General features: G+C 49.9%; 25 protein-coding genes. 17 read left to right on the forward strand and 8 right to left on the reverse strand.

Annotation, left to right across the window (positions count from 1 at the left end; all coding sequences use genetic code 11):
- The first annotated feature begins 14 nt into the window (after positions 1-14).
- The 13 genes from bamA to ABIC79_RS22400 all read left to right on the forward strand — a co-directional run bounded on the left by bamA (position 15) and on the right by ABIC79_RS22400 (position 16,351).
- Positions 15-2,435, forward strand: coding sequence for an outer membrane protein assembly factor BamA (gene bamA / locus ABIC79_RS22340; protein WP_013574201.1), 2,421 nt, complete (start codon positions 15-17; stop codon positions 2,433-2,435).
- Between the two features lie 152 nt (positions 2,436-2,587).
- Positions 2,588-3,085, forward strand: coding sequence for a molecular chaperone Skp (skp, locus tag ABIC79_RS22345; RefSeq protein ID WP_013574202.1), 498 nt, complete (start codon positions 2,588-2,590; stop codon positions 3,083-3,085).
- A 2-nt stretch (positions 3,086-3,087) separates the two neighbouring features.
- The gene (gene lpxD, locus ABIC79_RS22350) at positions 3,088-4,110 is read left to right on the forward strand and encodes a UDP-3-O-(3-hydroxymyristoyl)glucosamine N-acyltransferase (RefSeq protein ID WP_013574203.1); all 1,023 of its coding nucleotides are present in this window, start codon (positions 3,088-3,090) and stop codon (positions 4,108-4,110) included.
- 114 nt (positions 4,111-4,224) lie between these two features.
- A complete protein-coding gene (fabZ, locus tag ABIC79_RS22355) occupies positions 4,225-4,713 on the forward strand; it encodes a 3-hydroxyacyl-ACP dehydratase FabZ (RefSeq protein ID WP_086935265.1) in 489 nt (162 codons plus the stop codon).
- Positions 4,714-4,716: 3 nt separating this feature from the next.
- Positions 4,717-5,505, forward strand: a complete 789-nt coding sequence (lpxA, locus tag ABIC79_RS22360) for an acyl-ACP--UDP-N-acetylglucosamine O-acyltransferase (protein ID WP_013574205.1) — start codon at positions 4,717-4,719, stop codon at positions 5,503-5,505.
- A gap of 18 nt (positions 5,506-5,523) precedes the next feature.
- Positions 5,524-6,672, forward strand: a complete 1,149-nt coding sequence (lpxB, locus tag ABIC79_RS22365; protein WP_037035142.1) for a lipid-A-disaccharide synthase — start codon at positions 5,524-5,526, stop codon at positions 6,670-6,672.
- Positions 6,669-7,265: a ribonuclease HII gene (gene rnhB / locus ABIC79_RS22370; protein WP_037035141.1), complete on the forward strand. Its 597-nt coding sequence runs from the start codon at positions 6,669-6,671 to the stop codon at positions 7,263-7,265. Before lpxB ends, rnhB begins: the two co-directional genes overlap by 4 nt.
- A gap of 83 nt (positions 7,266-7,348) precedes the next feature.
- Positions 7,349-10,831, forward strand: coding sequence for a DNA polymerase III subunit alpha (dnaE, locus tag ABIC79_RS22375; protein ID WP_013574208.1), 3,483 nt, complete (start codon positions 7,349-7,351; stop codon positions 10,829-10,831).
- 12 nt (positions 10,832-10,843) lie between these two features.
- Positions 10,844-11,803: an acetyl-CoA carboxylase carboxyl transferase subunit alpha gene (gene accA / locus ABIC79_RS22380; protein WP_013574209.1), complete on the forward strand. Its 960-nt coding sequence runs from the start codon at positions 10,844-10,846 to the stop codon at positions 11,801-11,803.
- A 189-nt stretch (positions 11,804-11,992) separates the two neighbouring features.
- On the forward strand, positions 11,993-14,140 hold the full coding sequence (locus ABIC79_RS22385) for a lysine decarboxylase LdcC (RefSeq protein WP_354568542.1): 2,148 nt from the start codon (positions 11,993-11,995) through the stop codon (positions 14,138-14,140).
- Between the two features lie 86 nt (positions 14,141-14,226).
- Entirely contained in the window at positions 14,227-14,616 is a 390-nt protein-coding gene (locus tag ABIC79_RS22390; protein ID WP_015689431.1) for a VOC family protein, read from the forward strand.
- A gap of 7 nt (positions 14,617-14,623) precedes the next feature.
- On the forward strand, positions 14,624-15,967 hold the full coding sequence (gene tilS / locus ABIC79_RS22395; RefSeq protein ID WP_112197852.1) for a tRNA lysidine(34) synthetase TilS: 1,344 nt from the start codon (positions 14,624-14,626) through the stop codon (positions 15,965-15,967).
- 54 nt (positions 15,968-16,021) lie between these two features.
- Positions 16,022-16,351 carry a c-type cytochrome gene (locus tag ABIC79_RS22400; protein WP_112197851.1) on the forward strand — a complete coding sequence of 110 codons (330 nt, stop codon included), beginning with the start codon at positions 16,022-16,024 and terminating at the stop codon, positions 16,349-16,351.
- Between the two features lie 66 nt (positions 16,352-16,417).
- Here the strand turns inward: ABIC79_RS22400 and rof are convergent, their stop codons facing one another.
- Positions 16,418-16,678, reverse strand: a complete 261-nt coding sequence (gene rof / locus ABIC79_RS22405; protein WP_119261296.1) for a Rho-binding antiterminator — start codon at positions 16,676-16,678, stop codon at positions 16,418-16,420.
- A complete protein-coding gene (locus tag ABIC79_RS22410; protein ID WP_013574215.1) occupies positions 16,665-16,865 on the reverse strand; it encodes a YaeP family protein in 201 nt (66 codons plus the stop codon). Before ABIC79_RS22410 ends, rof begins: the two co-directional genes overlap by 14 nt.
- Positions 16,866-17,080: 215 nt before the next feature.
- Here ABIC79_RS22410 and ABIC79_RS22415 point away from each other — a divergent pair, with 215 nt between their 5' ends.
- From ABIC79_RS22415 to nlpE, 3 genes are all read left to right on the forward strand, one after another.
- Positions 17,081-17,641 (forward strand): YaeQ family protein, encoded by a 561-nt coding sequence (locus ABIC79_RS22415; RefSeq protein WP_013574216.1) that lies wholly within the window; start codon positions 17,081-17,083, stop codon positions 17,639-17,641.
- Positions 17,608-18,057, forward strand: a complete 450-nt coding sequence (arfB, locus tag ABIC79_RS22420; protein ID WP_153376608.1) for an alternative ribosome rescue aminoacyl-tRNA hydrolase ArfB — start codon at positions 17,608-17,610, stop codon at positions 18,055-18,057. The genes ABIC79_RS22415 and arfB overlap by 34 nt, the downstream gene beginning before the upstream one ends.
- 65 nt (positions 18,058-18,122) lie before the next feature.
- Entirely contained in the window at positions 18,123-18,800 is a 678-nt protein-coding gene (gene nlpE, locus ABIC79_RS22425; protein WP_015689434.1) for an envelope stress response activation lipoprotein NlpE, read from the forward strand.
- A gap of 86 nt (positions 18,801-18,886) precedes the next feature.
- Here the strand turns inward: nlpE and proS are convergent, their stop codons facing one another.
- From proS to metN, 6 genes are all read right to left on the reverse strand, one after another.
- The gene (gene proS, locus ABIC79_RS22430) at positions 18,887-20,605 is read right to left on the reverse strand and encodes a proline--tRNA ligase (RefSeq protein ID WP_354568547.1); all 1,719 of its coding nucleotides are present in this window, start codon (positions 20,603-20,605) and stop codon (positions 18,887-18,889) included.
- Positions 20,606-20,723: 118 nt separating this feature from the next.
- Positions 20,724-21,431, reverse strand: coding sequence for a tRNA (N6-threonylcarbamoyladenosine(37)-N6)-methyltransferase TrmO (gene tsaA, locus ABIC79_RS22435; RefSeq protein ID WP_015689436.1), 708 nt, complete (start codon positions 21,429-21,431; stop codon positions 20,724-20,726).
- Entirely contained in the window at positions 21,428-21,835 is a 408-nt protein-coding gene (gene rcsF / locus ABIC79_RS22440; protein ID WP_112197849.1) for an envelope stress sensor lipoprotein RcsF, read from the reverse strand. The genes tsaA and rcsF overlap by 4 nt, the downstream gene beginning before the upstream one ends.
- A 186-nt stretch (positions 21,836-22,021) precedes the next feature.
- Positions 22,022-22,837, reverse strand: coding sequence for a MetQ/NlpA family lipoprotein (locus ABIC79_RS22445; protein WP_013574222.1), 816 nt, complete (start codon positions 22,835-22,837; stop codon positions 22,022-22,024).
- A 61-nt stretch (positions 22,838-22,898) separates the two neighbouring features.
- Positions 22,899-23,552, reverse strand: a complete 654-nt coding sequence (locus tag ABIC79_RS22450; RefSeq protein WP_013574223.1) for a methionine ABC transporter permease MetI — start codon at positions 23,550-23,552, stop codon at positions 22,899-22,901.
- Entirely contained in the window at positions 23,545-24,576 is a 1,032-nt protein-coding gene (metN, locus tag ABIC79_RS22455) for a methionine ABC transporter ATP-binding protein MetN (protein ID WP_013574224.1), read from the reverse strand. The genes ABIC79_RS22450 and metN overlap by 8 nt, the downstream gene beginning before the upstream one ends.
- A gap of 179 nt (positions 24,577-24,755) precedes the next feature.
- Here metN and gmhB point away from each other — a divergent pair, with 179 nt between their 5' ends.
- On the forward strand, positions 24,756-25,322 hold the full coding sequence (gene gmhB, locus ABIC79_RS22460) for a D-glycero-beta-D-manno-heptose 1,7-bisphosphate 7-phosphatase (RefSeq protein WP_013574225.1): 567 nt from the start codon (positions 24,756-24,758) through the stop codon (positions 25,320-25,322).
- The last annotated feature ends 160 nt before the right edge of the window (positions 25,323-25,482 follow it).

The raw sequence follows: 25,482 nt of genomic DNA on the forward strand, positions 1-25,482 counted from the left end.
AACGCATAACAACGATGGCGATCAAAAAGTTGCTCATAGCGTCGCTGCTGTTTGGCAGCGCCACCGTATACGGTGCAGACGGTTTCGTAGTGAAAGATATTCATTTCGAAGGCCTGCAGCGAGTTGCCGTCGGTGCGGCGTTACTCAATATGCCGGTTCGCGTCGGTGATACGGTGACTGACGATGATATCAGTAATACCATTCGTGCATTGTTTGCCACTGGCAACTTCGAGGATGTTCGTGTCCTGCGCGATGGAAATTCTCTGATTGTTCAGGTCAAAGAACGTCCAACTATTGCCAGCATTACTTTCTCCGGTAACAAATCGGTGAAAGATGACATGCTGAAGCAAAACCTGGAGGCCTCTGGCGTCCGTGTTGGCGAAGCCCTTGACCGTACAACCATCGGCAGCATCGAGAAAGGTCTCGAAGACTTCTATTACAGCGTCGGTAAATACAGTGCATCGGTAAAAGCGGTTGTGACCCCTTTGCCACGTAACCGTGTTGATCTGAAGCTGGTCTTCACCGAAGGTGTTTCTGCCAAAATTCAGCAGATCAACATTGTTGGTAACCATGCCTTTACGACCGATGATCTGATTTCACGCTTCCAGCTGCGTGATGAAGTGCCATGGTGGAACGTGGTCGGTGACCGTAAATATCAGAAACAAAAACTCGCGGGTGACCTTGAAACCCTGCGTAGTTTCTATCTGGATCGCGGTTATGCCCGTTTCAACATTGATTCGACTCAGGTCAGTCTGACGCCGGACAAAAAAGGCATCTACATTACGCTGAACATCACAGAAGGTGAGCAATACAAACTTTCTGGCGTTGAAGTGACTGGCAGCATGGCGGGTCACTCAGCAGAAGTTCAAAGCCTGACTAAAATTGATAAAGGCGAGCTGTATAACGGCGCCAAAGTCACCAAAATGGAAAACGACATCAAGCAGATGCTGGGTCGTTATGGCTATGCCTATCCGCGTGTGACTACACAGCCAGAAATTAATGATGCAGACAAGACCGTCAAACTGCATATCAACGTTGATGCGGGGAACCGTTTCTATGTACGTCATATCCGTTTTGAAGGTAATGACACCAGTAAGGACAGCGTACTGCGCCGTGAAATGCGTCAGATGGAAGGTGCCTGGTTGGGCAACGATCTGGTCGATAAAGGTAAAGAGCGTCTGAACCGTCTGGGTTATTTCGAAACGGTTGATGTTGATACGCAGCGTGTTCCAGGTTCGCCTGATCAGGTTGATGTTGTCTACAAAGTGAAAGAACGTAACACCGGTAGCTTCAACTTTGGTGTGGGTTACGGTACTGAGAGTGGTGTCAGCTTCCAGGTGGGTGTCCAGCAGGATAACTGGCTGGGTACGGGTAATTCTGTTGGCATCAGCGGTACTAAAAACGATTACCAGACATATGCAGAATTCACTATCACTGACCCTTACTTCACCGTTGATGGCGTAAGTCTGGGTGGTCGTATCTTCTATAACGACTTCAAAGCTGATGATGCGGACCTGTCCAGCTATACCAACAGAAGTTATGGTATTGGCGGTAATCTTGGTTTCCCAATCAATGAAAATAACTCATTGCGCCTGGGTCTGGATTACGTACACAACGATCTGTCCAATATGGAACCACAGATCGCTATGTTCCGTTATCTGAACTCTGTTGGGCTGAAACCGCCGGTGACCACCAGTGACAATGCTGATGCTGACTTTAGTGCGAATGATTTCTTCGCCAACCTCGGCTGGGGTTATAACAATCTCGACCGTGGCTACTTCCCGACATCTGGGACGAAAGCCAGTCTGAACGGTAAAGTAACCGTTCCGGGTTCTGATAACGAATATTATAAAATTACATTTGATTCAACCAGTTATATGCCGCTAAATCAGGATCGTGACTGGGTGCTGATGGGCCGTGCGCGTGCAGGTTACGCAGACGGTCTTGGCGGTAAAGAAGTGCCGTTCTACGACAACTTCTATGCCGGTGGTTCAAGCAGTGTTCGTGGTTTCCAGTCGAACACCATTGGTCCAAAAGCGGCATACTACAAATGTACTACGGCTAACACATCTTACAGCGGCTGTCCGATTGATAACTCAAACGACGCAGTTGGCGGTAACGCAATGGCAGTATTGAGTGCTGAACTGATTGTTCCGACTCCATTTGTTAGCGAGAAATACGCTAACTCATTGCGTACTTCCCTGTTCGTGGACAGCGGTACTGTTTGGGATACAGGTTGGGAAAACACCCCGCAGACTATTGCGGCAGGCGTTCCTGATTACAGTAAACCAGGTAACATTCGTGTTTCTTCGGGTCTTGCGTTGCAGTGGATGTCTCCACTTGGACCATTGGTCTTCTCCTACGCACAACCGGTCAAGAAATATGAAGGCGATAAGGCAGAACAGTTCCAGTTTAACATTGGTAAAACCTGGTAACGTTCTGTCCGGGCAGAAGTTGTCCAGCAGAATCGCAATGGCCTGATGATAAATCTCATACACGGGTTTCGGCCCGTGTATTGTTTTCATGTCAGGTGTTTTGTGTAATTTAATGTGCCATATGGCACAACGGGTGATGGAAGGAGTTTATAGTGAAAAAGTGGTTATATGCCGCAGGCCTCGGTTTAGTTATGGCTTCTTCAGCTAGCGTTCAGGCTGCTGATAAAATTGCTATCGTTAACGTAGCAAGTATTTTCCAACAAATGCCTGCTCGTGAAGCTGTAGCAAAACAGCTGGAAAACGAGTTCAAAAGCCGTGCGACAGATTTGCAATCTCAGGAACGTGATCTGCAAACCAAAATGCAACGTCTGCAACGCGATGGCTCTACAATGAAAGCCAGCGACCGTTCTAAACTTGAAAAAGACGTAATGGCTCAGCGTGAAGCATTCTCTGCAAAAGCGCAGCAATTCGACCAGGACAACCGTCGTCGTCAGGGCGAAGAGCGCAACAAAATCCTGAGCCGTATTCAGGACGCTGTGAAAACTGTAGCAAGTAAAGAAGGTTATGACGTTGTTATCGATGCTAATGCCATTGCATATGCTGACAATAGCAAAGACATTACTGCTGATGTGCTGAAACAGGTTAAATAAACATGTCTTCAATTCGACTGGCTGATCTCGCACAGCAGTTGGATGCACAATTGCACGGTGATGGCGAAATTGCCATCACCGGCGTTGCTTCAATGCATTCCGCACACTCTGAGCAAATCACGTTTTTATCAAACAGCCGTTACCGTGAACAGTTGGCTTCCTGCAATGCAGGCGCCGTAGTGTTGACCGAAGCGGATCTGCCATTTTGCCCTACAGCGGCATTAGTGGTTAAAAACCCTTACCTGACGTATGCGCGGATGGCGCAATTGCTGGATACCACGCCAGCACCGGCAGTGGATATCGCGGCGAGTGCGGTGATTTCAGACAGTGCAACATTAGGTAAGAATGTCTCGGTTGGCGCAAATGCAGTCATCGAATCAGGCGTTGTATTGGGTGACAATGTTGTCATCGGTGCAGGCTGTTTTATCGGTAAAGAGGCAAAAATAGGCGCTGGCACACGGTTGTGGGCCAATGTTTCTATTTATCACCGCGTTGAAATCGGCGAGCAGTGCTTGATTCAGTCAGGTACTGTGATCGGCGCTGATGGTTTTGGTTATGCCAATGATCGTGGTAATTGGGTTAAAATCCCACAGTTAGGTACTGTCATTATCGGTGACCGTGTTGAAATCGGTGCCTGTACCACTATTGACCGTGGCGCACTGGATGACACTATCATTAGCAATGGCGTCATCATTGATAACCAATGTCAGATTGCACACAACGTCGTGATTGGAGACAATACGGCGGTCGCTGGCGGTGTTATTATGGCCGGTAGTCTGAAAATTGGACGCTACTGCCAGATCGGCGGAGCCAGTGTTATCAATGGTCACATGGAAATCTGTGATCAGGCCGTAGTGACGGGAATGGGAATGGTAATGCGACCAATCACTGAACCTGGGGTATACTCCTCCGGTATCCCGTTACAACCGAATAAAGTTTGGCGTAAGACGGCTGCATTGGTAATGAATATCGACGAGATGAATAAACGCCTCAAAGCTGTCGAGCGTAAAATCGAAAAAGATTAATTACCACCTACGGTGCTGCTTTGTGTTCCCTTCGTTGAGTGAACCTGCGACATACGTTCCTATTTGCGGCCTGCCTGATGACCTTCTTTTGGGGTCTGGCAGGCCGTGTTATTGATGCCATCAGTTTTTATAGACAGGAAGAGTATTTTGACTACTGACACTCATACTCTGCATATTGAAGAGATACTGGATTTACTGCCACACCGTTACCCGTTCTTGCTGGTTGATCGCGTGTTGGATTTTGAGAAAGGGAAATTTTTGCGCGCTGTGAAAAACGTTTCTTTTAACGAACCGTTCTTCCAGGGCCATTTCCCGGGTAAACCGATTTTCCCGGGCGTTTTGATTCTGGAAGCAATGGCTCAGGCCACCGGCATTCTGGCATTTAAAAGCGTTGGAAAACTGGAACCTGGCGAATTGTATTATTTTGCAGCAATCGACGATGCACGCTTTAAACGTCCGGTCCTGCCGGGTGACCAGATGGTTCTGGAAGTTGAATTCATTAAAGAGCGTCGTGGCGTTGCTCGTTTCAAAGGTGTCGCGAAAGTCGATGGCGAGATCGCTTGCGAGGCATCAATGATGTGCGCCCGCCGCCGGGAGTCTTAATACATGATTGATAAAACCGCCTTTATTCATCCAAGCGCTATTGTTGAAGACGGTGCTGTTATCGGTGCCAGAGTTCATATCGGTCCTTTCTGCTACGTGGGTTCCCAGGTAGAAATTGGTGAAGGCACCGAGCTTAAATCACACGTAGTTCTTAATGGCGTGACCAAAATTGGTCGCGATAACCGCATCTTTCAGTTCGTTTCCATTGGTGAAATTAACCAGGATCTGAAATATGCCGGTGAACCAACACGCGTTGAGGTCGGCGATCGCAACAATATTCGTGAGAGCGTTACCATTCATCGTGGTACCGTTCAGGGCGGTGGTCTGACAAAAGTGGGTAGTGATAACCTGTTGATGGTTAACGCACATATTGCCCACGATTGTGTCATTGGGAATCGCTGTATTCTGGCGAACAACGCGACCCTCGGTGGTCACGTTGAGGTTGATGATTTCGCGATCATTGGCGGCATGACGGCAGTGCATCAGTTCTGTATTATCGGTGCGCATGTGATGGTGGGTGGATGTTCCGGGGTTGCTCAGGATGTTCCTCCGTTTGTCATTGCGCAAGGTAACCATGCGACACCTTTCGGCATCAATATCGAAGGGCTTAAGCGACGTGGTTTCGAAAAAGCCGATCTGCACGCTATCCGCAATGCTTATAAGTTACTGTACCGCAGCGGTAAAACGCTGGAAGAAGCACAACCGGAAATCGCTGCTATCGCGGCTGAATTCCCGAAAGCTAAACCTTTCAGTGATTTCTTTGACCGCTCAACGCGCGGTATTATTCGCTGATCTGCGCTACGGAAAACAATGCAAAAGCCTGTTCTGACAATTGGCCTGGTGGCCGGTGAAACGTCCGGTGACATTCTTGGCGCCGGGCTGATTCGAGCCTTGAAGAAGCATCATCCTGATGCCCGTTTTGTGGGTGTCGCGGGTCCGCTGATGCAGGCGGAAGGATGCGAAGCCTGGTACGAGATGGAAGAACTGGCGGTAATGGGCGTGGTGGAAGTTCTTGAACGGCTGCCACGCTTGTTGAAAATCCGAAAAGATCTGACCCGTCGTTTTAGCGAACTGAAGCCTGATGTGTTCGTGGGCATTGATGCTCCTGACTTCAACATCACGCTTGAAGGTCGTTTGAAGCAGCGCGGTCTGCGTACTATTCACTATGTCAGCCCGTCTGTCTGGGCCTGGCGTCAAAAACGTGTTTTCAAAATCGGCAAGGCAACGGATCTGGTTTTGGCATTCCTGCCTTTCGAAAAAGCGTTTTATGACAAATTCAATGTTCCCTGTCGTTTCATTGGTCATACGATGGCCGATGCGATGCCGCTGCATCCTGATAAACAGGCTGCACGTTTGTCACTCGGTATTCCTGAAGATGTGCATTGCCTTGCTTTGCTGCCGGGAAGTCGTCACGCTGAAGTGGAAATGCTCAGCGCGGATTTTCTGAAAACAGCTTTGCAGCTACGACAGACTTATCCTGATTTACATGTCGTTGTGCCCCTGGTGAATGCCAAACGTCGCGAGCAGTTTGAACGGATCAAGGCTGAAATAGCCCCTGATCTTCCTGCGCATTTGCTCGATGGGAAAGGTCGGGAAGCGATGATCGCCAGTGATGCCGCTTTACTGGCATCGGGAACGGCAGCGCTGGAATGTATGCTGGCAAAATGCCCGATGGTGGTGGGTTATCGTATGAAACCTTTCACTTTCTGGCTGGCGGAACGTCTGGTGAAAACGCCGTATGTTTCATTGCCAAATCTGCTGGCACGGCGGGAAATTGTCACCGAATTACTGCAAACCGAATGTGTACCTGACAAACTTTCTGCTGCGTTGCTGCCTTTATTGGCTGGTGGTGAGAAAAGCCGGGAACTGCGTGAGACGTTCCTGGAACTGCATGAAAGTATCCGCCGTGACGCAGACGAACAGGCTGCTCAGGCTGTCATGGAGCTGGCAAAGCGATGAGTGATGTATTTATCTATCCACAAGCTGTCTGTATTGCAGGCGTGGATGAAGTGGGGCGTGGTCCTTTAGTGGGGGCAGTCGTCACCGCTGCTGTGATTCTTGATCCTGCTAACCCGATTGCCGGGCTGGCAGATTCCAAGAAACTCTCTGAAAAGCGCCGTGAGGCGTTATACATCGAAATCAAAGAGAAAGCGCTGGCCTGGAGTCTCGGGCGCGCTGAACCACATGAAATTGATGAACTGAATATTTTGCATGCCACCATGCTGGCAATGCAAAGAGCCGTTGCCGGTTTGTGTATTACGCCTGATATGGTGCTGATTGACGGCAATCGCTGCCCTAAACTTCCGATGGCTTCACAGGCGATAGTGAAAGGGGACAGCAAAGTCGCTGAAATTAGCGCAGCCTCAATTTTGGCTAAAGTCACCCGCGACCGCGAAATGGTTGAACTGGATCTTCAGTTCCCTGAATATGGTTTTGCGAAGCACAAAGGCTATCCGACGCCGGTGCATCTTGAAAGTCTTGCCCGTCTTGGAGCCACTACACACCACCGTCGAAGTTTTTCACCGGTGAAACGCGCGCTCGGACTGGCATAACGCGTCATTTGTTCCTGCCCGTTTTTATTGCTAAAAAAGACGGGCACACAAACCTTTAATTCACTCATTTCTGGACTCTGGATATGGCCGAACCTCGTTTTATTCATCTGCGTGTACATAGCGACTATTCCATGGTGGATGGGCTTGCGAAGGTCGGTCCGCTGGTGAAATGCGCAGCGTCACTCGGCATGCCTGCTCTGGCGATTACCGATTTCACTAACTTGTGCGGACTGGTTAAATTTTACGGTGCGGCACATGGCGCAGGTGTAAAACCGATTATCGGTGCAGACCTGAATGTCCAAAGCGAAATTCTGGGTGATGAATTGGCCCAACTGACTGTTCTGGCGATGAATAATCAGGGTTACCAGAACCTGACATTATTGATTTCCAGAGCATATCAGCGCGGTTACGGCGCAGCCGGGCCGATCGTCGACCTCGAATGGCTGGCAGAACTCAATGAAGGTTTGATCCTGCTGTCCGGCGCGAGAATGGGTGATGTCGGTAAGTTTCTGACCCGCGGAAATGATTTGCAAGTCAGTCAGTGCCTGGATTTCTACCAGCAGTATTTCCCTGATCGCTATTATCTCGAATTGATCCGTACCGGTCGGGCAGAAGAAGAAAACTATCTGCATGCGGCGGTCGCACTGGCGACAGAACGCGGTTTGCCGGTGGTGGCAACCAACGACGTGCGCTTTATGGTGCCGACCGACTTTGATGCCCATGAGATTCGTGTTGCGATCCACGATGGCTTTACACTGGATGATCCTAAACGTCCGCGCAATTACACTTCACAGCAATATATGCGCAGTGAAGATGAAATGTGCGAGCTGTTTGAGGATTTGCCTGAAGCTCTGCAAAACAGCGTGGAAATCGCCAAACGCTGTAATGTCACCATCCGTCTGGGCGAATATTTTCTGCCGCAGTTTCCTACCGGTGATATGACCACTGAAGATTTTCTGGTCGAAAAATCAAAAATCGGGCTGGAAGAGCGCCTTGAGTTTTTATTCCCGGATCCGGAAGTTCGTGCACAAAGACGCCCTGAATATGACGAGCGTCTGGACATCGAACTTAAAGTTATCAACCAGATGGGTTTCCCCGGTTACTTCCTGATCGTAATGGAATTCATCCAGTGGTCGAAAGATAACAGCGTGCCTGTCGGGCCGGGGCGTGGTTCCGGTGCGGGTTCTCTGGTGGCGTATGCCCTGAAAATCACCGATCTGGATCCGCTCGAGTTTGACCTGCTGTTCGAACGTTTCCTTAACCCTGAACGTGTTTCCATGCCCGACTTTGACGTCGACTTCTGCATGGAAAAACGCGACCGGGTTATCGATCACGTTTCAGAAATGTATGGCCGCGAAGCGGTCTCGCAGATCATCACCTTCGGTACCATGGCGGCCAAAGCGGTGATCCGCGATGTGGGGCGTGTTCTGGGCCATCCTTACGGTTTCGTTGACCGCATTTCCAAACTGGTGCCTCCTGATCCGGGGATGACGCTTGAAAAAGCATTTGCCGCTGAGCCGCAGTTGCCAGAGATTTACGAGGCTGACGAAGAAGTTAAGTCGCTGATCGATATGGCGCGTCAGCTGGAAGGTGTAACCCGTAATGCCGGTAAACATGCCGGTGGTGTGGTGATTGCGCCGACCAAAATCACTGATTTCGCGCCGCTTTATTGTGACGCAGAAGGTAATCACCCGGTCACGCAGTTCGATAAAAATGACGTGGAATACGCGGGTCTGGTGAAGTTCGACTTCCTCGGTCTGCGTACGCTGACCATCATCGACTGGGCGCTGGAGATGATCAACGCCCGCCGTGCGAAAGCCGGTGAGGCACCGCTGGATATTGCGGCCATCCCGCTGGATGATAAAAAAAGCTTCGACATGCTGCAACGCTCGGAAACCACGGCGGTATTCCAGCTTGAATCCCGCGGCATGAAAGATTTGATCAAACGTCTGAAGCCCGACAGCTTCGAAGATATGATCGCACTGGTCGCGCTGTTCCGCCCTGGGCCATTGCAGTCCGGCATGGTGGATAACTTTATTGACCGTAAACATGGTCGTGAAGAGATTTCTTATCCGGATATCCAGTGGCAGCATGAATCCCTGAAACCTGTGCTGGAGCCGACATACGGCATCATCCTGTATCAGGAACAGGTTATGCAGATTGCGCAGGTTCTGGCCGGTTACTCGCTGGGTGGTGCAGACATGCTCCGCCGTGCAATGGGTAAGAAAAACCCGGTGGAGATGGCCAAGCAGCGCGGTGGTTTTGAAGAGGGGGCCAAATCTCGGGGTATTGACGGCGAACTGGCGATTAAAATCTTTGACCTGGTAGAGAAATTTGCCGGTTACGGTTTTAACAAATCTCACTCGGCGGCTTACGCTTTAGTCTCGTATCAGACGCTGTGGCTGAAAGCGCACTATCCTGCGGAGTTCATGGCGGCGGTAATGACGGCTGATATGGATAACACCGAGAAAGTGGTCGGGCTGGTGGATGAATGCTGGCGTATGGGGCTGAAGATTTTACCGCCTGATATCAACAGCGGTCTGTATCATTTCCACGTGAATGATGAAGGCGAAATTGTTTACGGCATCGGCGCGATTAAAGGCGTGGGTGAAGGTCCGATTGAAGCCATTATTGAAGCGCGTAACGAAGGCGGCTATTTCAAAGAACTGTTTGATCTCTGCGCGCGTGCTGACGTCAAAAAACTGAACAAACGTATTCTCGAGAAGCTGATCATGTCCGGGGCGTTTGACCGCCTGGGACCACACCGTGCCGCGTTGATGAGTTCCCTAAGCGACGCATTGAAAGCCGCTGATCAACATGCCAAAGCCGAGGCGATTGGTCAGGTTGATATGTTTGGTGTGCTTGCAGAAGCACCTGAGCAGGTTGAGAAATCTTACGCGAATGTGATGCCATGGCCGGAACAAACTGTTCTGGATGGCGAACGTGAGACGCTCGGCTTGTATCTGACCGGCCATCCGATCACACAATATTTGAAAGAAATTGAACGTTATGGCGGCGGCCAGCGTTTAAAAGATATGCATCCGACGGAACGGGGCAAAATGACCGTCGCAGTGGGGCTGGTCCTCGCTGCGCGTGTCATGGTCACCAAGCGGGGTAACCGCATTGGGATCTGTACACTTGATGACCGTTCCGGTCGTCTGGAAGTGATGTTGTTCACCGAAGCGTTGGAAAAATTCCAGCATTTATTGGAAAAAGACCGTATCCTTATCGCCACAGGACAGGTCAGCTTTGATGACTTCAGTGGCGGGCTTAAAATGATGGCCCGCGATGTAATGGACATCAGTGAAGCACGGGAAAAATATGCTCGCGGTCTTGCTATCTCGCTGACTGACAGGCAAATTGATGACCAGCTTTTGAACCGTCTCCGCCAATCGTTGGAACCACATCGATCGGGGACGATACCAGTGCATCTGTATTACCAACGAGAAAACGCAAGAGCCCGGCTACGATTCGGGGCGTCATGGCGTGTTACGCCAACGGACAAACTGTTGCTGGATTTGCGAGGCCTGGTCGGTACTGAGCAGGTGGAACTGGAATTTGACTAAAATAGGAATGCTATGAGTCTGAATTTTCTTGATTTTGAACAGCCGATTGCGGAACTGGAAGCGAAAATTGACTCGCTGACTGCAGTCAGCCGTCAAGACGAAAAATTAGATATTAATCTGGACGAAGAAGTTGCACGCTTGCGCGAGAAAAGCGTTGAACTGACCCGTAAGATTTTCTCTGATCTGGGTGCCTGGCAAATTGCCCAACTGGCACGCCATCCTCGTCGTCCTTATACGCTTGATTACATCAAACATATCTTTACCGATTTTGATGAACTGGCGGGTGATCGTGCATTCGCAGACGATAAAGCTATCGTTGGTGGTATTGCTCGTTTGGGCGAACGTGCCGTGATGATCATTGGTCATCAGAAAGGCCGTGAAACGAAAGAGAAAATTCGTCGTAACTTCGGCATGCCCGCCCCGGAAGGGTATCGCAAAGCGCTACGTCTGATGGAAATGGCTGAGCGTTTCAAACTGCCAATCATCACCTTCATCGACACACCGGGCGCTTATCCGGGCGTGGGCGCTGAAGAACGTGGTCAGTCTGAAGCGATCGCCCGTAACCTGCGCGAAATGTCCCGTCTGAATGTCCCGGTTATCTGCACCGTGATCGGTGAAGGTGGTTCAGGTGGTGCACTGGCGATTGGTGTGGGTGATAAAGTTAATATGCTGCAATACAGCACCTATTCGGTTATTTCGCCGGAAGGTTGTGCATCAATTCTGTGGAAGAGTGCGGATAAAGCCCCTCTGGCCGCGGAAGCGATGGGCATCATTGCACCGCGTCTGAAAGAGCTGAAACTGATCGACTCTGTGATCCCTGAGCCTTTGGGTGGCGCTCACCGTAACGTAGAAGCGATGGCTGCTTCTCTGCGTGCACAACTTGAAGCTGATCTGAGCGATCTGGATGTGTTGAGTACGGAAGAGCTGCGTAACCGTCGTTATCAGCGTCTGATGACTTACGGCTACTGCTGATCCTGAACGTGATTTTCGAAAGGCCACGCATTGCGTGGCCTTTTTTATTGTCCGTTTTCATCTATCCATCTTTCCAGCATTCTTAAATTTCCCCATTTCACTTTAAACTCAACGGTAAAGGGTACCCAGCAGGCACTAACCGTGTTTCTATAAATACCTTAGAAAATAAATAACAGAAGGATTTGTCAGATGAATATTATCGCTATCATGCGCCCGGAAGGGGCTTACTACAAAGACGAGCCGATCCGTGAACTGGATAGCGCGCTGACGCTTCTCGGATTTCAGGTCATTTATCCGCGCGATCGCGCGGATCTGCTCAAACTCATCGAAAATAATGCCCGCATTTGCGGCGCTATTTTCGACTGGGATCAGCATAGCGAAGAGCTGTGTACAGCCATTAATGAGCTGAATGAATATCTGCCGCTTTACGCTTTCATCAATACGCATTCGACGCTGGACGTCGACGTTAATGAAATGCGCATGGTGCTCTATTTCTTTGAATACGCACTGAGTGCGGCGGAGGATATTGCCAAACGCATCCGCCAGTACACCGATGAATACATCGATACCATTACGCCGCCGCTGACTAAAGCGTTGTTCACCTACGTAGAAGAAGGAAAGTACACTTTCTGTACGCCGGGGCATATGGCCGGTACGGCGTTTTTAAAAAGCCCGGTAGGGACGTTGTTCTATGATTTTTTCGGGGCCAAAACGTTGAAAGCCGATGTGTCGATTTCTGTGACAGAACTTGGTTCCCTGTTGGATCACACTGGTCCGCATCTAGAGGCGGAGGAATATATCGCCCGTACTTTCGGCGCCGAGCAAAGTTATATCGTCACTAATGGCACCTCGACGGCCAATAAAATTGTCGGAATGTATGCGGCACCGGCAGGGAGTACGGTGCTGATTGACCGCAACTGTCATAAATCGCTCGCCCATCTGATGATGATGACCAATATTGTGCCGGTCTATTTGCGTCCCAATCGCAACGCGTATGGCATTCTTGGCGGGATTCCTAAGCATGAATTCACCCGCGAAAGCATCGAAGAGAAAATTGCACAGACAGAGAATGCCACCTGGCCAGTGCACGCAGTGATCACTAACTCGACTTACGACGGCTTGCTGTACAACACGGATTACATCAAAAACACACTGGATGTTCCGTCGATTCATTTCGATTCTGCATGGGTGCCATACACTAATTTCCATCCGATTTATGACGGTAAAAGCGGAATGAGCGGCGAGCGCATTCCCGGAAAAGTCATTTACGAAACGCAATCAACGCACAAACTACTGGCAGCTTTCTCACAGGCATCGATGATTCACATTAAGGGTGATTACAACGAAAGTACCTTTAATGAAGCCTATATGATGCACACCACCACATCGCCAAATTACGGCATTGTGGCTTCTGCAGAAACTGCCGCGGCGATGTTGCGCGGTAACCCCGGACGGCGTCTCATTAACCGCTCGGTTGAACGCGCGCTGCATTTCCGTAAGGAGATACAGCGGTTGCGGGAAGAAACCGAGGGCTGGTTCTTTGATATCTGGCAGCCTGAATATATTGATGAAGCCGAGTGCTGGCCGCTGAATCCCGATCAAAACTGGCACGGTTTTGCCAACGCCGATACCGATCATATGTATCTTGATCCGATCAAAGTGACGATCCTGACACCCGGAATGGATGAAACGGGTAAGCTGGAAGAACAGGGGATCCCGGCGGCGTTAGTGGCGAAATTCCTCGATGAGCGCGGCGTGGTGGTAGAAAAAACCGGTCCGTACAATCTGCTTTTCCTGTTCAGTATCGGCATTGATAAAACCAAATCCATGAGTCTGATGCGCGGCCTGACTGATTTTAAGCGCAGTTATGATCTCAATTTGCGGGTCAAGAATATGCTGCCTGATCTGTATGCGGAAGATCCTGATTTTTATCGCAATATGCGGATTCAGGATCTGGCGCAGGGGATCCACAAACTGATCGTTCGTCACGACCTGCAGCGTTTAATGTTGGAAGCATTTGATGTGCTGCCGGAAATGAAAATGACGCCGTACGAAATGTTCCAGCATCAGGTACGCGGACATATTGATGAATGCGACATTGATGAACTGGTCGGCAAAGTGTCAGCCAACATGATCCTGCCTTATCCGCCGGGTGTACCTGTGGTGATGCCGGGCGAGATGATCACGGAAGAAAGTCGGGCTGTGCTCGATTTCCTGATTATGCTTTGTTCAATAGGCGAGCGTTACCCTGGTTTTGAAACTGATATTCATGGAACGCGGCTCACAGAAGACGGGCGCTATCTGGTGAAGGTCTTAAAACTTCCGGAAGCGGGCTAGCAAACTGCCCTCTTTAAGAGGGCTTTTTATTGACGTGTTTGGCCGCCCTGAGTAACGTGCAGGTCAGAAATCAACAGGACATGACTATGCTTAATCTCCGCCAGATCCACCATATCGCCATCATTGGCTCTGATTATCAGGCCAGCAAACACTTCTACTGTGACATTCTCGGGTTCACGTTACTGGGGGAGTTTTACCGTGAGGAACGCGATTCCTGGAAAGCTGACCTGGCGCTTAATGGTCATTACACCATTGAATTATTCAGCTTTCCGCAACCGCCAGCCCGGCCAAGTCGTCCTGAGGCGTGCGGATTACGCCATCTGGCGTTCAGCGTTGAAGATATCGCACAGTCCATTTCCGCCCTCACTGAAGCCGGCATTGTCTGCGAACCGGTAAGAATTGATCCTTACACCGGCAAAAAATTTACTTTCTTCAACGATCCGGATGGCTTGCCGCTGGAACTGTACGAATCCTGATTATCCTATGAGTTCAAAACTGGCCGTGACATTTCTTTCAAAACATCTGCTCAATAAAATCGGTGATGCACGAAGACTTTGCGTTGCGTTCAGCGGTGGACTGGATTCTTCCGTACTGCTGGCCGGACTGGCTGAGTTACGCGACAAAGCGTTGCCGGATATCGAACTGCGTGCATTGCATATCCACCATGGACTAAGCCAGTTTGCAGATGACTGGGTCGCACACTGCCAGACGTTTTGTCAGCAGCGAGATATCCCTTTCTCTGTCGCTAAAGTGCAGGTAGATGCACAGGAAGGTGGGATTGAAGCGGCGGCACGAACGGCACGTTATCAGGCATTTGCTGAAAGTCTGACTGCTGGTGAAGTGTTACTGACAGCACAACACCTGAATGACCAATGTGAAACTTTCATGCTGGCGCTTAAACGTGGAAGCGGACCTGCCGGTCTCTCGGCGATGAGCGGGGACAGTTCAATACACGGTTATCGCTTGTTAAGGCCTTTTCTGGAGCTCAGCCGTGAGCAGCTTGAAGAATACGCGAAGCAGTTAAAGCTCAGCTGGATTGAAGATGACAGTAACCGGGATGCCCGCTTTGATCGCAATTTTCTGCGACTGGATATTTTTCCCGCACTTTACCAGCGCTGGCCGCACTTTGCGCAAGCCACAGCCCGCAGCGCATCACTTTGCGCAGAGCAGGAGACGCTGCTGGATGAGTTGCTCAGTGAGTCTCTCACTTCATTGACCGATGAGCAGGGCAGTCTGTCGGTTGAGAGGCTGAAGGCGTTTTCAGCCGTCAGACGCTCTGCGCTATTACGTCGCTGGCTGGCATCGCGTGGCGCAAGAATGCCTTCGCGTGAACAACTGCAGAGAATATGGGATGAGGTAGCTTTGAGCCGCGAAGATGCCCAGGCGCAGTTAGTGCTGGGGAAAATGGTAGTCCGGCGTTTCCGTGGGCGTTTGTATGTATTGCCAGAACGCCGGTCGCTTAAAGATCAAATCCTCTGCTGGGATCCGGCTGAAAAATTAACGCTACCTGACGGTCTGGGCTGTCTGATTGCCGATCATGTTCTCATCGCGCAGGGGGCTGACTGTTTGATCCGCCAGCCACGTGCTGGCGAAAAGATCACTGTGCGTTTTCAGGTGCAGGGATATATCGAAAAAGTCGGACGGGATCGTGCGCGCCAGGCGAAAAAATTGTGGTCTGAGTTAGGTGTGCCGCCATGGGAACGGGGCCGTATCCCTTTGGTTTATTACAATGATCAATTGATGGCAGCCCCGGGTTGGTTTATTACGCGCCAGTCCCGGGCTGAAAATAATGAAGCGCAATGGCGGATCATCTGGTCGGCTGCGTAATAAACGGAAAGAACGGTTTATTTGAGGCGGATGTTATTTGCCCGGGGAGTTGTGATGCAAGTAATGGGAAGAACACTGGCAGGGATAGTGGCATCGATGCTGATCAATTTGCCTGCTCTGGCGGGGGGAAATGTGGTTGACGGGCAGTCTAAATCAGCCAGCTGCTCGGCATGTCACGGCGCAACGGGTAAAGCCATGAATTCGATTTATCCTAATCTGGCAGGGCAAAATGCAGATTATCTGGCGCTTTCACTGCATGCTTACAAGAAGGGTGAGAGAAGTGGCGGGCAGGCGGGTGTGATGCAGGCTTTTAGTGCGTCATTATCCGATCAGGATATCAGTGATTTGGCAGCGTATTACGCCAGTCTGACGTCGTTGAAATGATATTGCCTCAGAAATGCAAACGGGCAATCCTGAGATTGCCCGTTAGGTAACTGACGTCGGTTGTCGCTATTCGGCACTGACGACAACGGTGCCAATTTCCGGATGGCTAAAGCTTTCAATGTGATCCAGACGCAGATCTCGTTGTTCGCCGTTCGCCTCAACCACCAGATATTCCACTTTCTTACGCATTAACAAATCGTTGGCTTTAGCCTCAACGACTTCTCCGCTACGCATCTTCAGCGTCAAAACCAGGTGATGCTGGCAGGCGAGCTCGAGATTATCGTAGTCATCACAATTGATGGGTTTGTACTCATCATTCATCGACATAATCGCTCACCAATAAGTTAGCGGCGGCGTAGGCCGCCTGGTCCCTAACGGAAGACGGAAGTTCAGCATTTGCTGCGACTTCGTCCAATGCTTTCAATACACAGCCCAACGCATCGGGCACATATCCGAGATCACCGCTGGCAATTTCAGAATATCTACGGCGTACCAACTCACAGTATTGTTGCATAAGTTCTCCCTAAAAAGCGTATCCCTCTGAGGAAAGCGCAGAAAGATAAGCTCTCAGTATTTAACGACTATAGCACAGGAGAGTGTGAGTTATTAGCAGGCCTGTAAAGGTAAATCGTTTGCGTAAAGCCTTTATTGCGGATGACCATCGGGGGAAAACTGGCCGCAGCAGGATGCTTTCAAGTACACTGTGCGTCTATTATCAAGGGGTTTACCATGGCGTTAAAAGCAACCATTTATAAAGCAGCGGTCAATATCGCTGATATGGATCGTAATTTCTTTCATGACGCCAGCCTGACTCTGGCACAGCATCCTTCCGAAACAGAACAACGCATGATGCTGCGTCTGCTGGCATGGATTTACCATGCCGACGAACGACTGACTTTTACCCGCGGATTAAGCGCCGAAGATGAGCCGGAAATCTGGCGTAAAAACGACCATAACGGCATCGAATTATGGGTCGAATTAGGACTACCTGATGAGAAGCGTCTGAAAAAAGCCTGTAACCAATCGCGTGAGGTGGTCCTTTATGCGTATGGTGAGCGTGCTGCGAAAGTCTGGTGGTCGCAAATCGAGGGGAAAGTCAGAGGTTTTGAGAACCTGCGTATCCGTTATTTAGAAGATGAGTTGCTGAATCAATTGACTGCTTTTGGCAGCCGTACCATGAACTTACAGGCCACATTGCAGGACGGAACTATTTGGCTTTCTGATGCTCAGAGTAATTTGGAAATTCATTTTTCTGAATGGAAAGAGTCTGTCATAAAAGAAGCCAGGTAATCAGCGTGCTAATCCTTTCAGGAAAACTGGAAATACCTGACAGCGAAATCGAATTAACGGCGATCCGCGCTCAGGGCAACGGCGGTCAGAACGTCAATAAAACATCAACGGCTATCCATTTACGCTTTGATATTAAAGCGTCGAGTTTGCCAGAATATTACAAAGAGCGCTTACTGGCTTTTAATCATCATTCCGTTACTGCCGACGGTTGGGTCATTATCAAAGCCCAGGAATACCGGAGTCAGGAGATGAATCGCGAAGCCGCTCTGGCCCGGTTGGGGGCACTGATTTCACAGGCGATGGTAGTAGAAAAACCGCGCCGCGCGACGAAGCCGACTCGTGGGTCTAAAATTCGTCGGGTTGAAAGTAAAGTTCGCAAGGGTGCGACAAAAGCATTACGGGGCAAAATACGTTAGCCCTAACTTCGTGCTGCAGGACAATTTTTATCGCGGCACTGTAGAAAAGCAGTAGGGGAGAAACTGTGAAAAAAATCATCATTAGTGCAGTGCTGGCGCTCGGGGCGCTGTCACTCTTCGGTTGCCATACCGCCGCCTTTAATCATGAAAAACCTTTGCAGGCTATGCAGCAGAGTTACAGTGGCGTGTTGCCGTGCGCAGATTGCAGTGGCCTGAAGACGTCATTATTCCTGGATCAGGATGGGACTTACATCCTTCAGGAGGAATATCAGGGCGGCAAAGAGGGCGATCAGGTGTTTGCCAGCTACGGACGCTGGGCCCGCACTGCGGATAAACTGGTGCTGACGGACAGCCAGGGCGAGAAACGTTATTTCCATCCGAAAGATGAAAATCTGGAAATGTTGGATCAAAGCGGTGAGCCGATTACGTCCACATTCAACTATACGTTGACGCCGGTGCAGCAGAATTTGCCGAAAACGCCAATGGCACTGAGCGGAATGATGCAATACAGCGCCGATGCTGCTTCCTTTAAAGATTGTGCGACAGGCAACATATTCCCGATGTCGGCAAATAAATCGCTGGAAGAAGGGTATCTTGCCTCGCGTAAAACCCCCAATCAGCTGGTCTTCCTTTCTATGGACGGGCATTTCATGACAGAGCCGTCAATGGAAGAAGGGCAGGTGCAAAAGGCTGTGGTTGCAGATAAAAACGTACGGTTTGATGCAACGAAGTCCTGCCCGTAAAAGCGATTAGGCTCAGGCGGAATAGCACAAATAAAAATGCCCGCATTACGCGGGCATTTTTATGGACAAATGATCATCAGCGGATCTTAACGCGGGATCTGGCTCAGCAGATATTCCACGATATCGCTTTGTTTGATCATCTGTTTTTCGCCAGTGCGACGGTTTTTGTATTCCAGCTCTTCAGCATCCAGATTACGATCACCAATCACCACCTGATGCGGCACACCGATCAGTTCCATGTCCGCGAACATGACGCCCGGACGTTCTTTACGATCGTCGAGGATCACATCGATACCGTGTGAACGCAGTTCTTTATACAGCGCTTCTGCCGCATCTTTCACACGGAAAGATTTGTGCATGTTCATTGGCAGGATAGCGACCTGGAACGGTGCGATAGCATCCGGCCAGATAATACCGCGGTCATCGTGGTTTTGTTCAATCGCCGCAGCGACCACACGAGTCACACCGATACCGTAACAACCCATGGTCATCAACTGGTTACGACCATCTTCGCCCTGAACGGTAGCATTCATCGCTTCGGAATATTTGGTTCCCAGCTGGAAGATATGACCAACTTCGATACCGCGTTTAATGACCAGCGTTCCCTGACCATCAGGGCTTGGATCACCGGCTACTACATTACGGATATCGGCTACTTCTGGCAGCGCAGCATCGCGATCCCAGTTAATTCCGAAATAGTGTTTACCGTCGATGTTAGCGCCTGCGCTGAAATCGCTCATTGCAGCAACAGTACGATCCGCGACGATTGGCATTGGCAGATTAACCGGACCGAGTGAACCCGGGCCAGCCGCGACGATCTCACGAATCTCTGCTTCCGTTGCAAATGTTAGTGGTGCAGCAACTTGCGGCAGCTTCTCGGCTTTGATTTCGTTCAGCTCATGATCACCACGAACCAGCAAAGCAACCAGTTTATGACCGCTTTCCGCTGTTGCATGAACCATCAGAGTTTTCATCGTTTTCTCAACCGGAACCTGGAACTGTTCTGTCAGTTCAGCGATAGTTTTTGCGTCCGGCGTTTCGACAATCCGCATTTCTTCTGTTGCTGCAGCTCGTGGCGTTGCGGGTGCCAGCGCTTCTGCGAATTCGATGTTAGCGGCGAAATCAGAAGAATCAGAGAATACGACATCATCTTCACCGCTCTGTGCCAGCACCTGAAATTCGTGAGAGGCGCTGCCGCCGATAGAACCGGTATCCGCCAGCACGGCACGGAAATCCAGACCCATACGGTTGAAAATCTGACTGTAGGCCGCGTACATCGCGTCATAAGTTTCCTGCAAAGATTCCTGCGTCGTATGGAATGAGTAGGCATCTTTCATCAGGAATTCACGGGAACGCATTACACCAAAACGCGGGCGAACTTCGTCACGGAATTTAGTCTGGATCTGGAAGAAATTCAGTGGCAGCTGCTTGTATGAGCTGACTTCATTACGGATCAGGTCAGTGATCACTTCTTCATGGGTTGGACCCAGTACGAACGGGCGCTCGCCACGATCAATGAAACGTAACAATTCCGGACCATATTGCTCCCAACGTCCGCTCTCCTGCCACAAATCAGCGGGCTGGACTACCGGCATCGACACTTCAATGGCGTTCGCGTTGTTCATTTCTTCGCGTACGATGTTTTCAACTTTCTTGAGAACACGTAAGCCGGTCGGCAGCCAGGTATACAGGCCTGAGGCCAGTTTACGGATCATCCCTGCGCGCAGCATCAGCTGGTGGCTGATAACTTCCGCGTCGGCTGGCGTCTCTTTCAGTGTAGAGAGCAGATATTGAGTAGTACGCATGATGTGTTGGTTCCGTTAGCACTGCAAATTGCAATCGGGCTGCCATGGGCAGCCAAAACGTGAAAAGTGGCTTAGTTTACCAGCGAGTTGCTATTGTCAAAAGAGAGGCTGAGGAAATTTAGTCTTTGTCGAGGGACAATACCTGATTCACAGAGCCTGTGACCCGCCAGCGGACATTAAACTCGAGTAAACGAACGGCATAATCGCGCGCTGTGGCTTCACCTTTGCGATAAGCCGGACGGGGATCCTGTCCTAAAACCTGCGTGATGAAGCGGCGCAGATGCGGGTATTGCCTCGCATGCTCAGCCAGTTGCTGTTCAGCCTGCGGTAAAAATTCTACCGGCATATCGGCATCAGGTGCGTGCTGAGCAAAACCGGCGCGTGCATCAGGATGGCTTTCCGCAAAGGGAAGATACGGCTTAATGTCCACAACAGGTGTGCCATCCACTAAATCCAGACTGCCAAGCTGCAGAATGACATTCTGACCCTGACAGCGAATCCCTTTCAGTTCAACCAGAGACATCCCGAGCGGATTAGGCCGGAAGGTTGAACGGGTGGCAAATACACCGGTACGCACATTCCCGCCCAAACGTGGTGGGCGAACTGTCGGACGCCAGCCGCTTTCCATCGTCTGATGGAAAATAAACATCACCCATAAATGGCTGAAGTCTTCCAGCCCGCGAACAGCTTCGGGCTGGTTATAAGGCGGATGCAGATGTAATTCGCCGCCACCATCCTGGATCAATCCGGGCTGGCGCGGAACAGCAAACTTCTCTTTATAGGGCGAGTGAATGATCCCTATTTGCTCAAAAGAAAATGAGGTCATTTAAACGTGACGTTCAGGGCGGAACCCTGACAAATCGCCTGCTGGAAGCAGCCTGGTACGCCGCTGATAATCTGGCACTGATGTAACAATACGGCATTGGCCTTCATATAGGATGCACGGGTCAGCATTCTTTTCCGTGCAGTAGCCAGACTCGGTGGCGCATCATTTTGAGCGCTCTGGCAAGATTCGCCGGAGACTTCGCCCAGATCACGGAATGGAGTTCCGACTAAAGCTTCTGCATCTTTATAGAGCTTTACAGGAGCGGGGCGTACTGGTGCCGGCTTTGGTTTGACAGGTTTTGGTTCTTCTTTTACAACAGGCGCAGGGGGGGTTGGCTGTGTGTGTTGAGTCAGGGAACAACCCGCCAGCAAAAGTGCCGACAAACAGAGAGGTAAAGCACGCATGGTATATCCTCTGCTTTTTAATATGTTTACAGGAAAGAATGTGGCGTTATTGAACCAAGGTATTGAGAAAATAACAAGGCGGGCATAAGCCCGCCTTGTTATTTATTTATGAAAAGATGTATTTGCGAGTCTACTATCTTAGAAACGAATACTCAGGAAAAATGTAGGGTTCCTGATTTCGGGCAATTACCAACCTTTCACTGCGCCACCGTTGAAGATTTTATTCGCTGCAGCGTTCACTTCATCAGACTGGTAAGCCTGAACGAATTTCTTCACGTTTTCAGCATCTTTGTTATCTTCACGTGCAACGATCAGGTTCACGTATGGAGATTCTTTATCTTCTACGAAGATACCGTCTTTCTCTGGCGTCAGGTTGATCTGGCTGGCGTAAGTGGTGTTGATTACGGCCAGAGCGATTTTCGCATCATCCAGTGAACGTGGCAGTTGTGGTGCTTCGAGTTCGACCAGTTTCAGATTTTTAGGGTTCTCAGTCACATCCAGAACTGTCGGTAACAGACCAACACCGTCTTTCAGTTTGATCAGACCTTGTTTTTGCAGCAGCAGCAGAGAACGGCCGAGATTAGTCGGGTCGTTTGGCAGCGCAACCTGGTCGCCATCTTTCAGCTCATCAATAGATTTGATTTTCTTAGAGTAACCGGCGATTGGGTAAACGAACGTGTTACCCACCGGGACCAGTTTGTAACCGCGATCTTTGATCTGCTGATCAAGATAAGGTTTATGCTGGAAGGCGTTAACATCGATGTCACCTTTGCTCAGTGCTTCGTTAGGCAATACATAATCATTGAAAGTCACCAGCTCAACATCAAGACCGTATTTCTCTTTAGCTACTTTCTGTGCAACTTCAGCGACCTGCTGTTCAGAGCCTACGATCACACCCACTTTGATGTGATTTGGATCTTGTTCTTTTGGCCCGCAGCCCACTAAAGCCAGCGATCCCAGAAGCGCGCCGACAACTGCAATGGATTTGAATTTGTTAGACATGTCCTTTCCTCAATAAACGGATATAAATCATTCACAGGTAGCTATTACAGCTGTTGTTTCGTTATTTATGTGTGACTGCTTTTACGATGCGGTCGCCACAAAATTGAATTAAATACACCAAAACCACTAGCAGGACTAATACAGTATTCATGACAGTTGCGTCGTAACCGATATAACCGTACTGATAACCGATTTGTCCCAAACCACCGGCACCGACAGCGCCACCCATAGCAGAATAGCCTACAAGAGTGATCAGCGTGATGGTGGCAGCATTGACCAGACCTGGCAGAGCTTCCGGCAATAAGATTTTTCGGATGATCTGCATCGGTGTTGCACCCATTGCGCGGGCGGCTTCCACCAGACCGCTTGGAATTTCCAGCAGGGCATTCTCAACCATGCGGGCAATAAACGGCGCAGCACCCACAGTCAGCGGGACAATCGCTGCCTGCAAACCGATTGAGGTGCCGACAATCATACGCGTGAAGGGAATCATCCATACCAGCAAGATAATAAAAGGAATGGAACGGAAAATGTTAACCAGCGCCGACATCACGCGATAGATATTTTTATTCTCTGCAATCTGACCCGGACGGGTGACGTACAGCAGTACGCCGAAAGGCAAACCTAACACAAAACCAAAGAAGCCAGAGGTTAGCGTCATGATGACCGTTTCCCAGATTCCGCGGCCCATTAACCACATCATTGCCTCAGACATAACCCAGCACCTCTACTTTCACCTGATTCTCATGCAGGAACTGAATTGCCGCCTGAGTATTTTCTTCTGAACCGTGCATTTCTGTCAGCATAATCCCGAACTTTACACCGCCGGCATAATCCATCTGAGCACTGATAATATTATTGTTGATGTCAAAGCGACGGACTGCTTCGGAAAGCAGCGGGGCATCAACGGACTGACCGGTAAACTCCAGGCGCAGTAAAGGAACGCGACCCGTTTCAGGCTGGGGTACCAGACGCACGGCGTAATCTTCCGGAATATCCAGGTGCAACGTTGACTGAATAAATTGCTGTGCAAGCGGAGTCTTAGGATGTGAGAACATCTCGCTTACTTTATCCTGCTCAATCAGTTTGCCATCGCTGATCACAGCAACTTGATCGCAAATGCGTTTTACGACGTCCATCTCATGGGTGATCAGCAGAATCGTGAGCCCCAGACGACGGTTGATATCTTTTAGTAATTCCAGGATTGCGCGGGTGGTAGCTGGATCCAGTGCACTGGTAGCTTCATCACACAGCAATACTTTTGGATTACTGGCCAGCGCACGGGCAATGGCTACGCGTTGTTTTTGTCCACCGGAAAGATTCGCCGGGTAGGCATCATGCTTATCTTCCAGCCCGACCAGGCTCAGCAGCTCGGAAACTCGTTTCTTAATATCGGCTGAAGAAAGATTGTCGAGTTCGAGTGGCAGGGCAACGTTGCCAAAAACGGTGCGTGACGACAGCAGGTTAAAGTGCTGGAAAATCATGCCAATCTGGCGGCGTGCGCGGGTCAGCGCTTTCTCTGAGAAGGACATCAGATCCTGACCATCGACCAACACCTGGCCTTTAGTCGGGCGCTCCAGCAAATTGACGCAGCGTATTAAGGTACTTTTCCCCGCGCCGGAAGAACCGATTACGCCATAAATTTGTCCGGCAGGGACGTGAAGACTCACGTCAGAGAGCGCGACGATCTGGCGCGAACCCTGCAGGAAAATCTTGGTGATGTTAGAAAGTTTAATCATATTATTTTTTATTCTGTCTTTTTGCCGTGACGTGGTGAATTTAACTCTGCGGAGGTCTTCCCCGTAGCATGTCGTGGATGCTAAGGCGTCTAGACGTCTAAGTCAACCAGGTTAGCATTCTCACAAGCATTGAAAACATGCGATACTGGCGCCGTTAATCAGCCATCAGGAGCAAATTCGTGGCACAACCTGTTTCAGCAATCTTTCTCGACCGTGATGGCACTTTGAATGTCGATCATGGTTATGTACATGAAATCGATAACTTCCAGTTTATCGACGGTGTAATCGATGCTTGTCTTAAATTAAAAGAGATGGGCTTTTTACTGGTGCTGGTCACCAATCAGTCCGGTATAGCACGCGGCAAATTTACTGAAGATCAGTTTCTGACTCTGACCGAGTGGATGGACTGGTCGCTTGCCGATCGTGGCGTGGATCTCGACGGTATCTATTTTTGTCCGCATCATCCTGAAGGCTTGGTTAAGGAGTTTACACAAGCCTGTGATTGCCGTAAGCCGCAACCTGGGATGTTTTTGACGGCCAAAGAAGAACTAGGCATTGATATGGCCTCTTCTTATATGGTGGGCGACAAACTGGAAGATATGCAGGCAGCTGCTGCTGCAGGAGTGGGGCATAAGATTTTAGTTCGTACCGGCAAACCCGTAACCCCGGAAAGTGAAAGTGCTGCGGATGCGGTACTGGAAAGCCTTGCTGCATTGCCTTCCTTTATAGCAAAAGGGCAGAAATAACGGCTTCTGGACAAAAAAACGGCAAACGAAATAAAACTGTATTTATTCGCTTGCCATTAAAATCCAACTCCCTATAATGCCGCTCCATCGACAGGGAACAACGTGAACAACATCACGAAGTGACCGGGTCGGAAAGATTAAAAACAGCGGCAACCGGATA

It is taken from the genome of Rahnella sp. 2050 (assembly GCF_040544515.1).
Taxonomy (GTDB): domain Bacteria; phylum Pseudomonadota; class Gammaproteobacteria; order Enterobacterales; family Enterobacteriaceae; genus Rahnella; species Rahnella aceris.

Excerpts from the sequence above, each read along its gene's own strand:
- bamA (WP_013574201.1), top strand. The coding sequence starts at position 15 with ATGGCGATCAAAAAGTTGCTCATAGCGTCGCTGCTGTTTGGCAGCGCC.
- lpxD (WP_013574203.1), top strand. The coding sequence starts at position 3,088 with ATGTCTTCAATTCGACTGGCTGATCTCGCACAGCAGTTGGATGCACAA.
- fabZ (WP_086935265.1), top strand. The coding sequence starts at position 4,225 with ATGCCATCAGTTTTTATAGACAGGAAGAGTATTTTGACTACTGACACT.
- lpxA (WP_013574205.1), top strand. The coding sequence starts at position 4,717 with ATGATTGATAAAACCGCCTTTATTCATCCAAGCGCTATTGTTGAAGAC.
- lpxB (WP_037035142.1), top strand. The coding sequence starts at position 5,524 with ATGCAAAAGCCTGTTCTGACAATTGGCCTGGTGGCCGGTGAAACGTCC.
- rnhB (WP_037035141.1), top strand. The coding sequence starts at position 6,669 with ATGAGTGATGTATTTATCTATCCACAAGCTGTCTGTATTGCAGGCGTG.
- dnaE (WP_013574208.1), top strand. The coding sequence starts at position 7,349 with ATGGCCGAACCTCGTTTTATTCATCTGCGTGTACATAGCGACTATTCC.
- accA (WP_013574209.1), top strand. The coding sequence starts at position 10,844 with ATGAGTCTGAATTTTCTTGATTTTGAACAGCCGATTGCGGAACTGGAA.
- ABIC79_RS22385 (WP_354568542.1), top strand. The coding sequence starts at position 11,993 with ATGAATATTATCGCTATCATGCGCCCGGAAGGGGCTTACTACAAAGAC.
- ABIC79_RS22390 (WP_015689431.1), top strand. The coding sequence starts at position 14,227 with ATGCTTAATCTCCGCCAGATCCACCATATCGCCATCATTGGCTCTGAT.
- tilS (WP_112197852.1), top strand. The coding sequence starts at position 14,624 with ATGAGTTCAAAACTGGCCGTGACATTTCTTTCAAAACATCTGCTCAAT.
- ABIC79_RS22400 (WP_112197851.1), top strand. The coding sequence starts at position 16,022 with ATGCAAGTAATGGGAAGAACACTGGCAGGGATAGTGGCATCGATGCTG.
- rof (WP_119261296.1), bottom strand. The coding sequence starts at position 16,678 with ATGTCGATGAATGATGAGTACAAACCCATCAATTGTGATGACTACGAT.
- ABIC79_RS22410 (WP_013574215.1), bottom strand. The coding sequence starts at position 16,865 with ATGCAACAATACTGTGAGTTGGTACGCCGTAGATATTCTGAAATTGCC.
- ABIC79_RS22415 (WP_013574216.1), top strand. The coding sequence starts at position 17,081 with ATGGCGTTAAAAGCAACCATTTATAAAGCAGCGGTCAATATCGCTGAT.
- arfB (WP_153376608.1), top strand. The coding sequence starts at position 17,608 with ATGGAAAGAGTCTGTCATAAAAGAAGCCAGGTAATCAGCGTGCTAATC.
- proS (WP_354568547.1), bottom strand. The coding sequence starts at position 20,605 with ATGCGTACTACTCAATATCTGCTCTCTACACTGAAAGAGACGCCAGCC.
- tsaA (WP_015689436.1), bottom strand. The coding sequence starts at position 21,431 with ATGACCTCATTTTCTTTTGAGCAAATAGGGATCATTCACTCGCCCTAT.
- rcsF (WP_112197849.1), bottom strand. The coding sequence starts at position 21,835 with ATGCGTGCTTTACCTCTCTGTTTGTCGGCACTTTTGCTGGCGGGTTGT.
- ABIC79_RS22445 (WP_013574222.1), bottom strand. The coding sequence starts at position 22,837 with ATGTCTAACAAATTCAAATCCATTGCAGTTGTCGGCGCGCTTCTGGGA.
- ABIC79_RS22450 (WP_013574223.1), bottom strand. The coding sequence starts at position 23,552 with ATGTCTGAGGCAATGATGTGGTTAATGGGCCGCGGAATCTGGGAAACG.
- metN (WP_013574224.1), bottom strand. The coding sequence starts at position 24,576 with ATGATTAAACTTTCTAACATCACCAAGATTTTCCTGCAGGGTTCGCGC.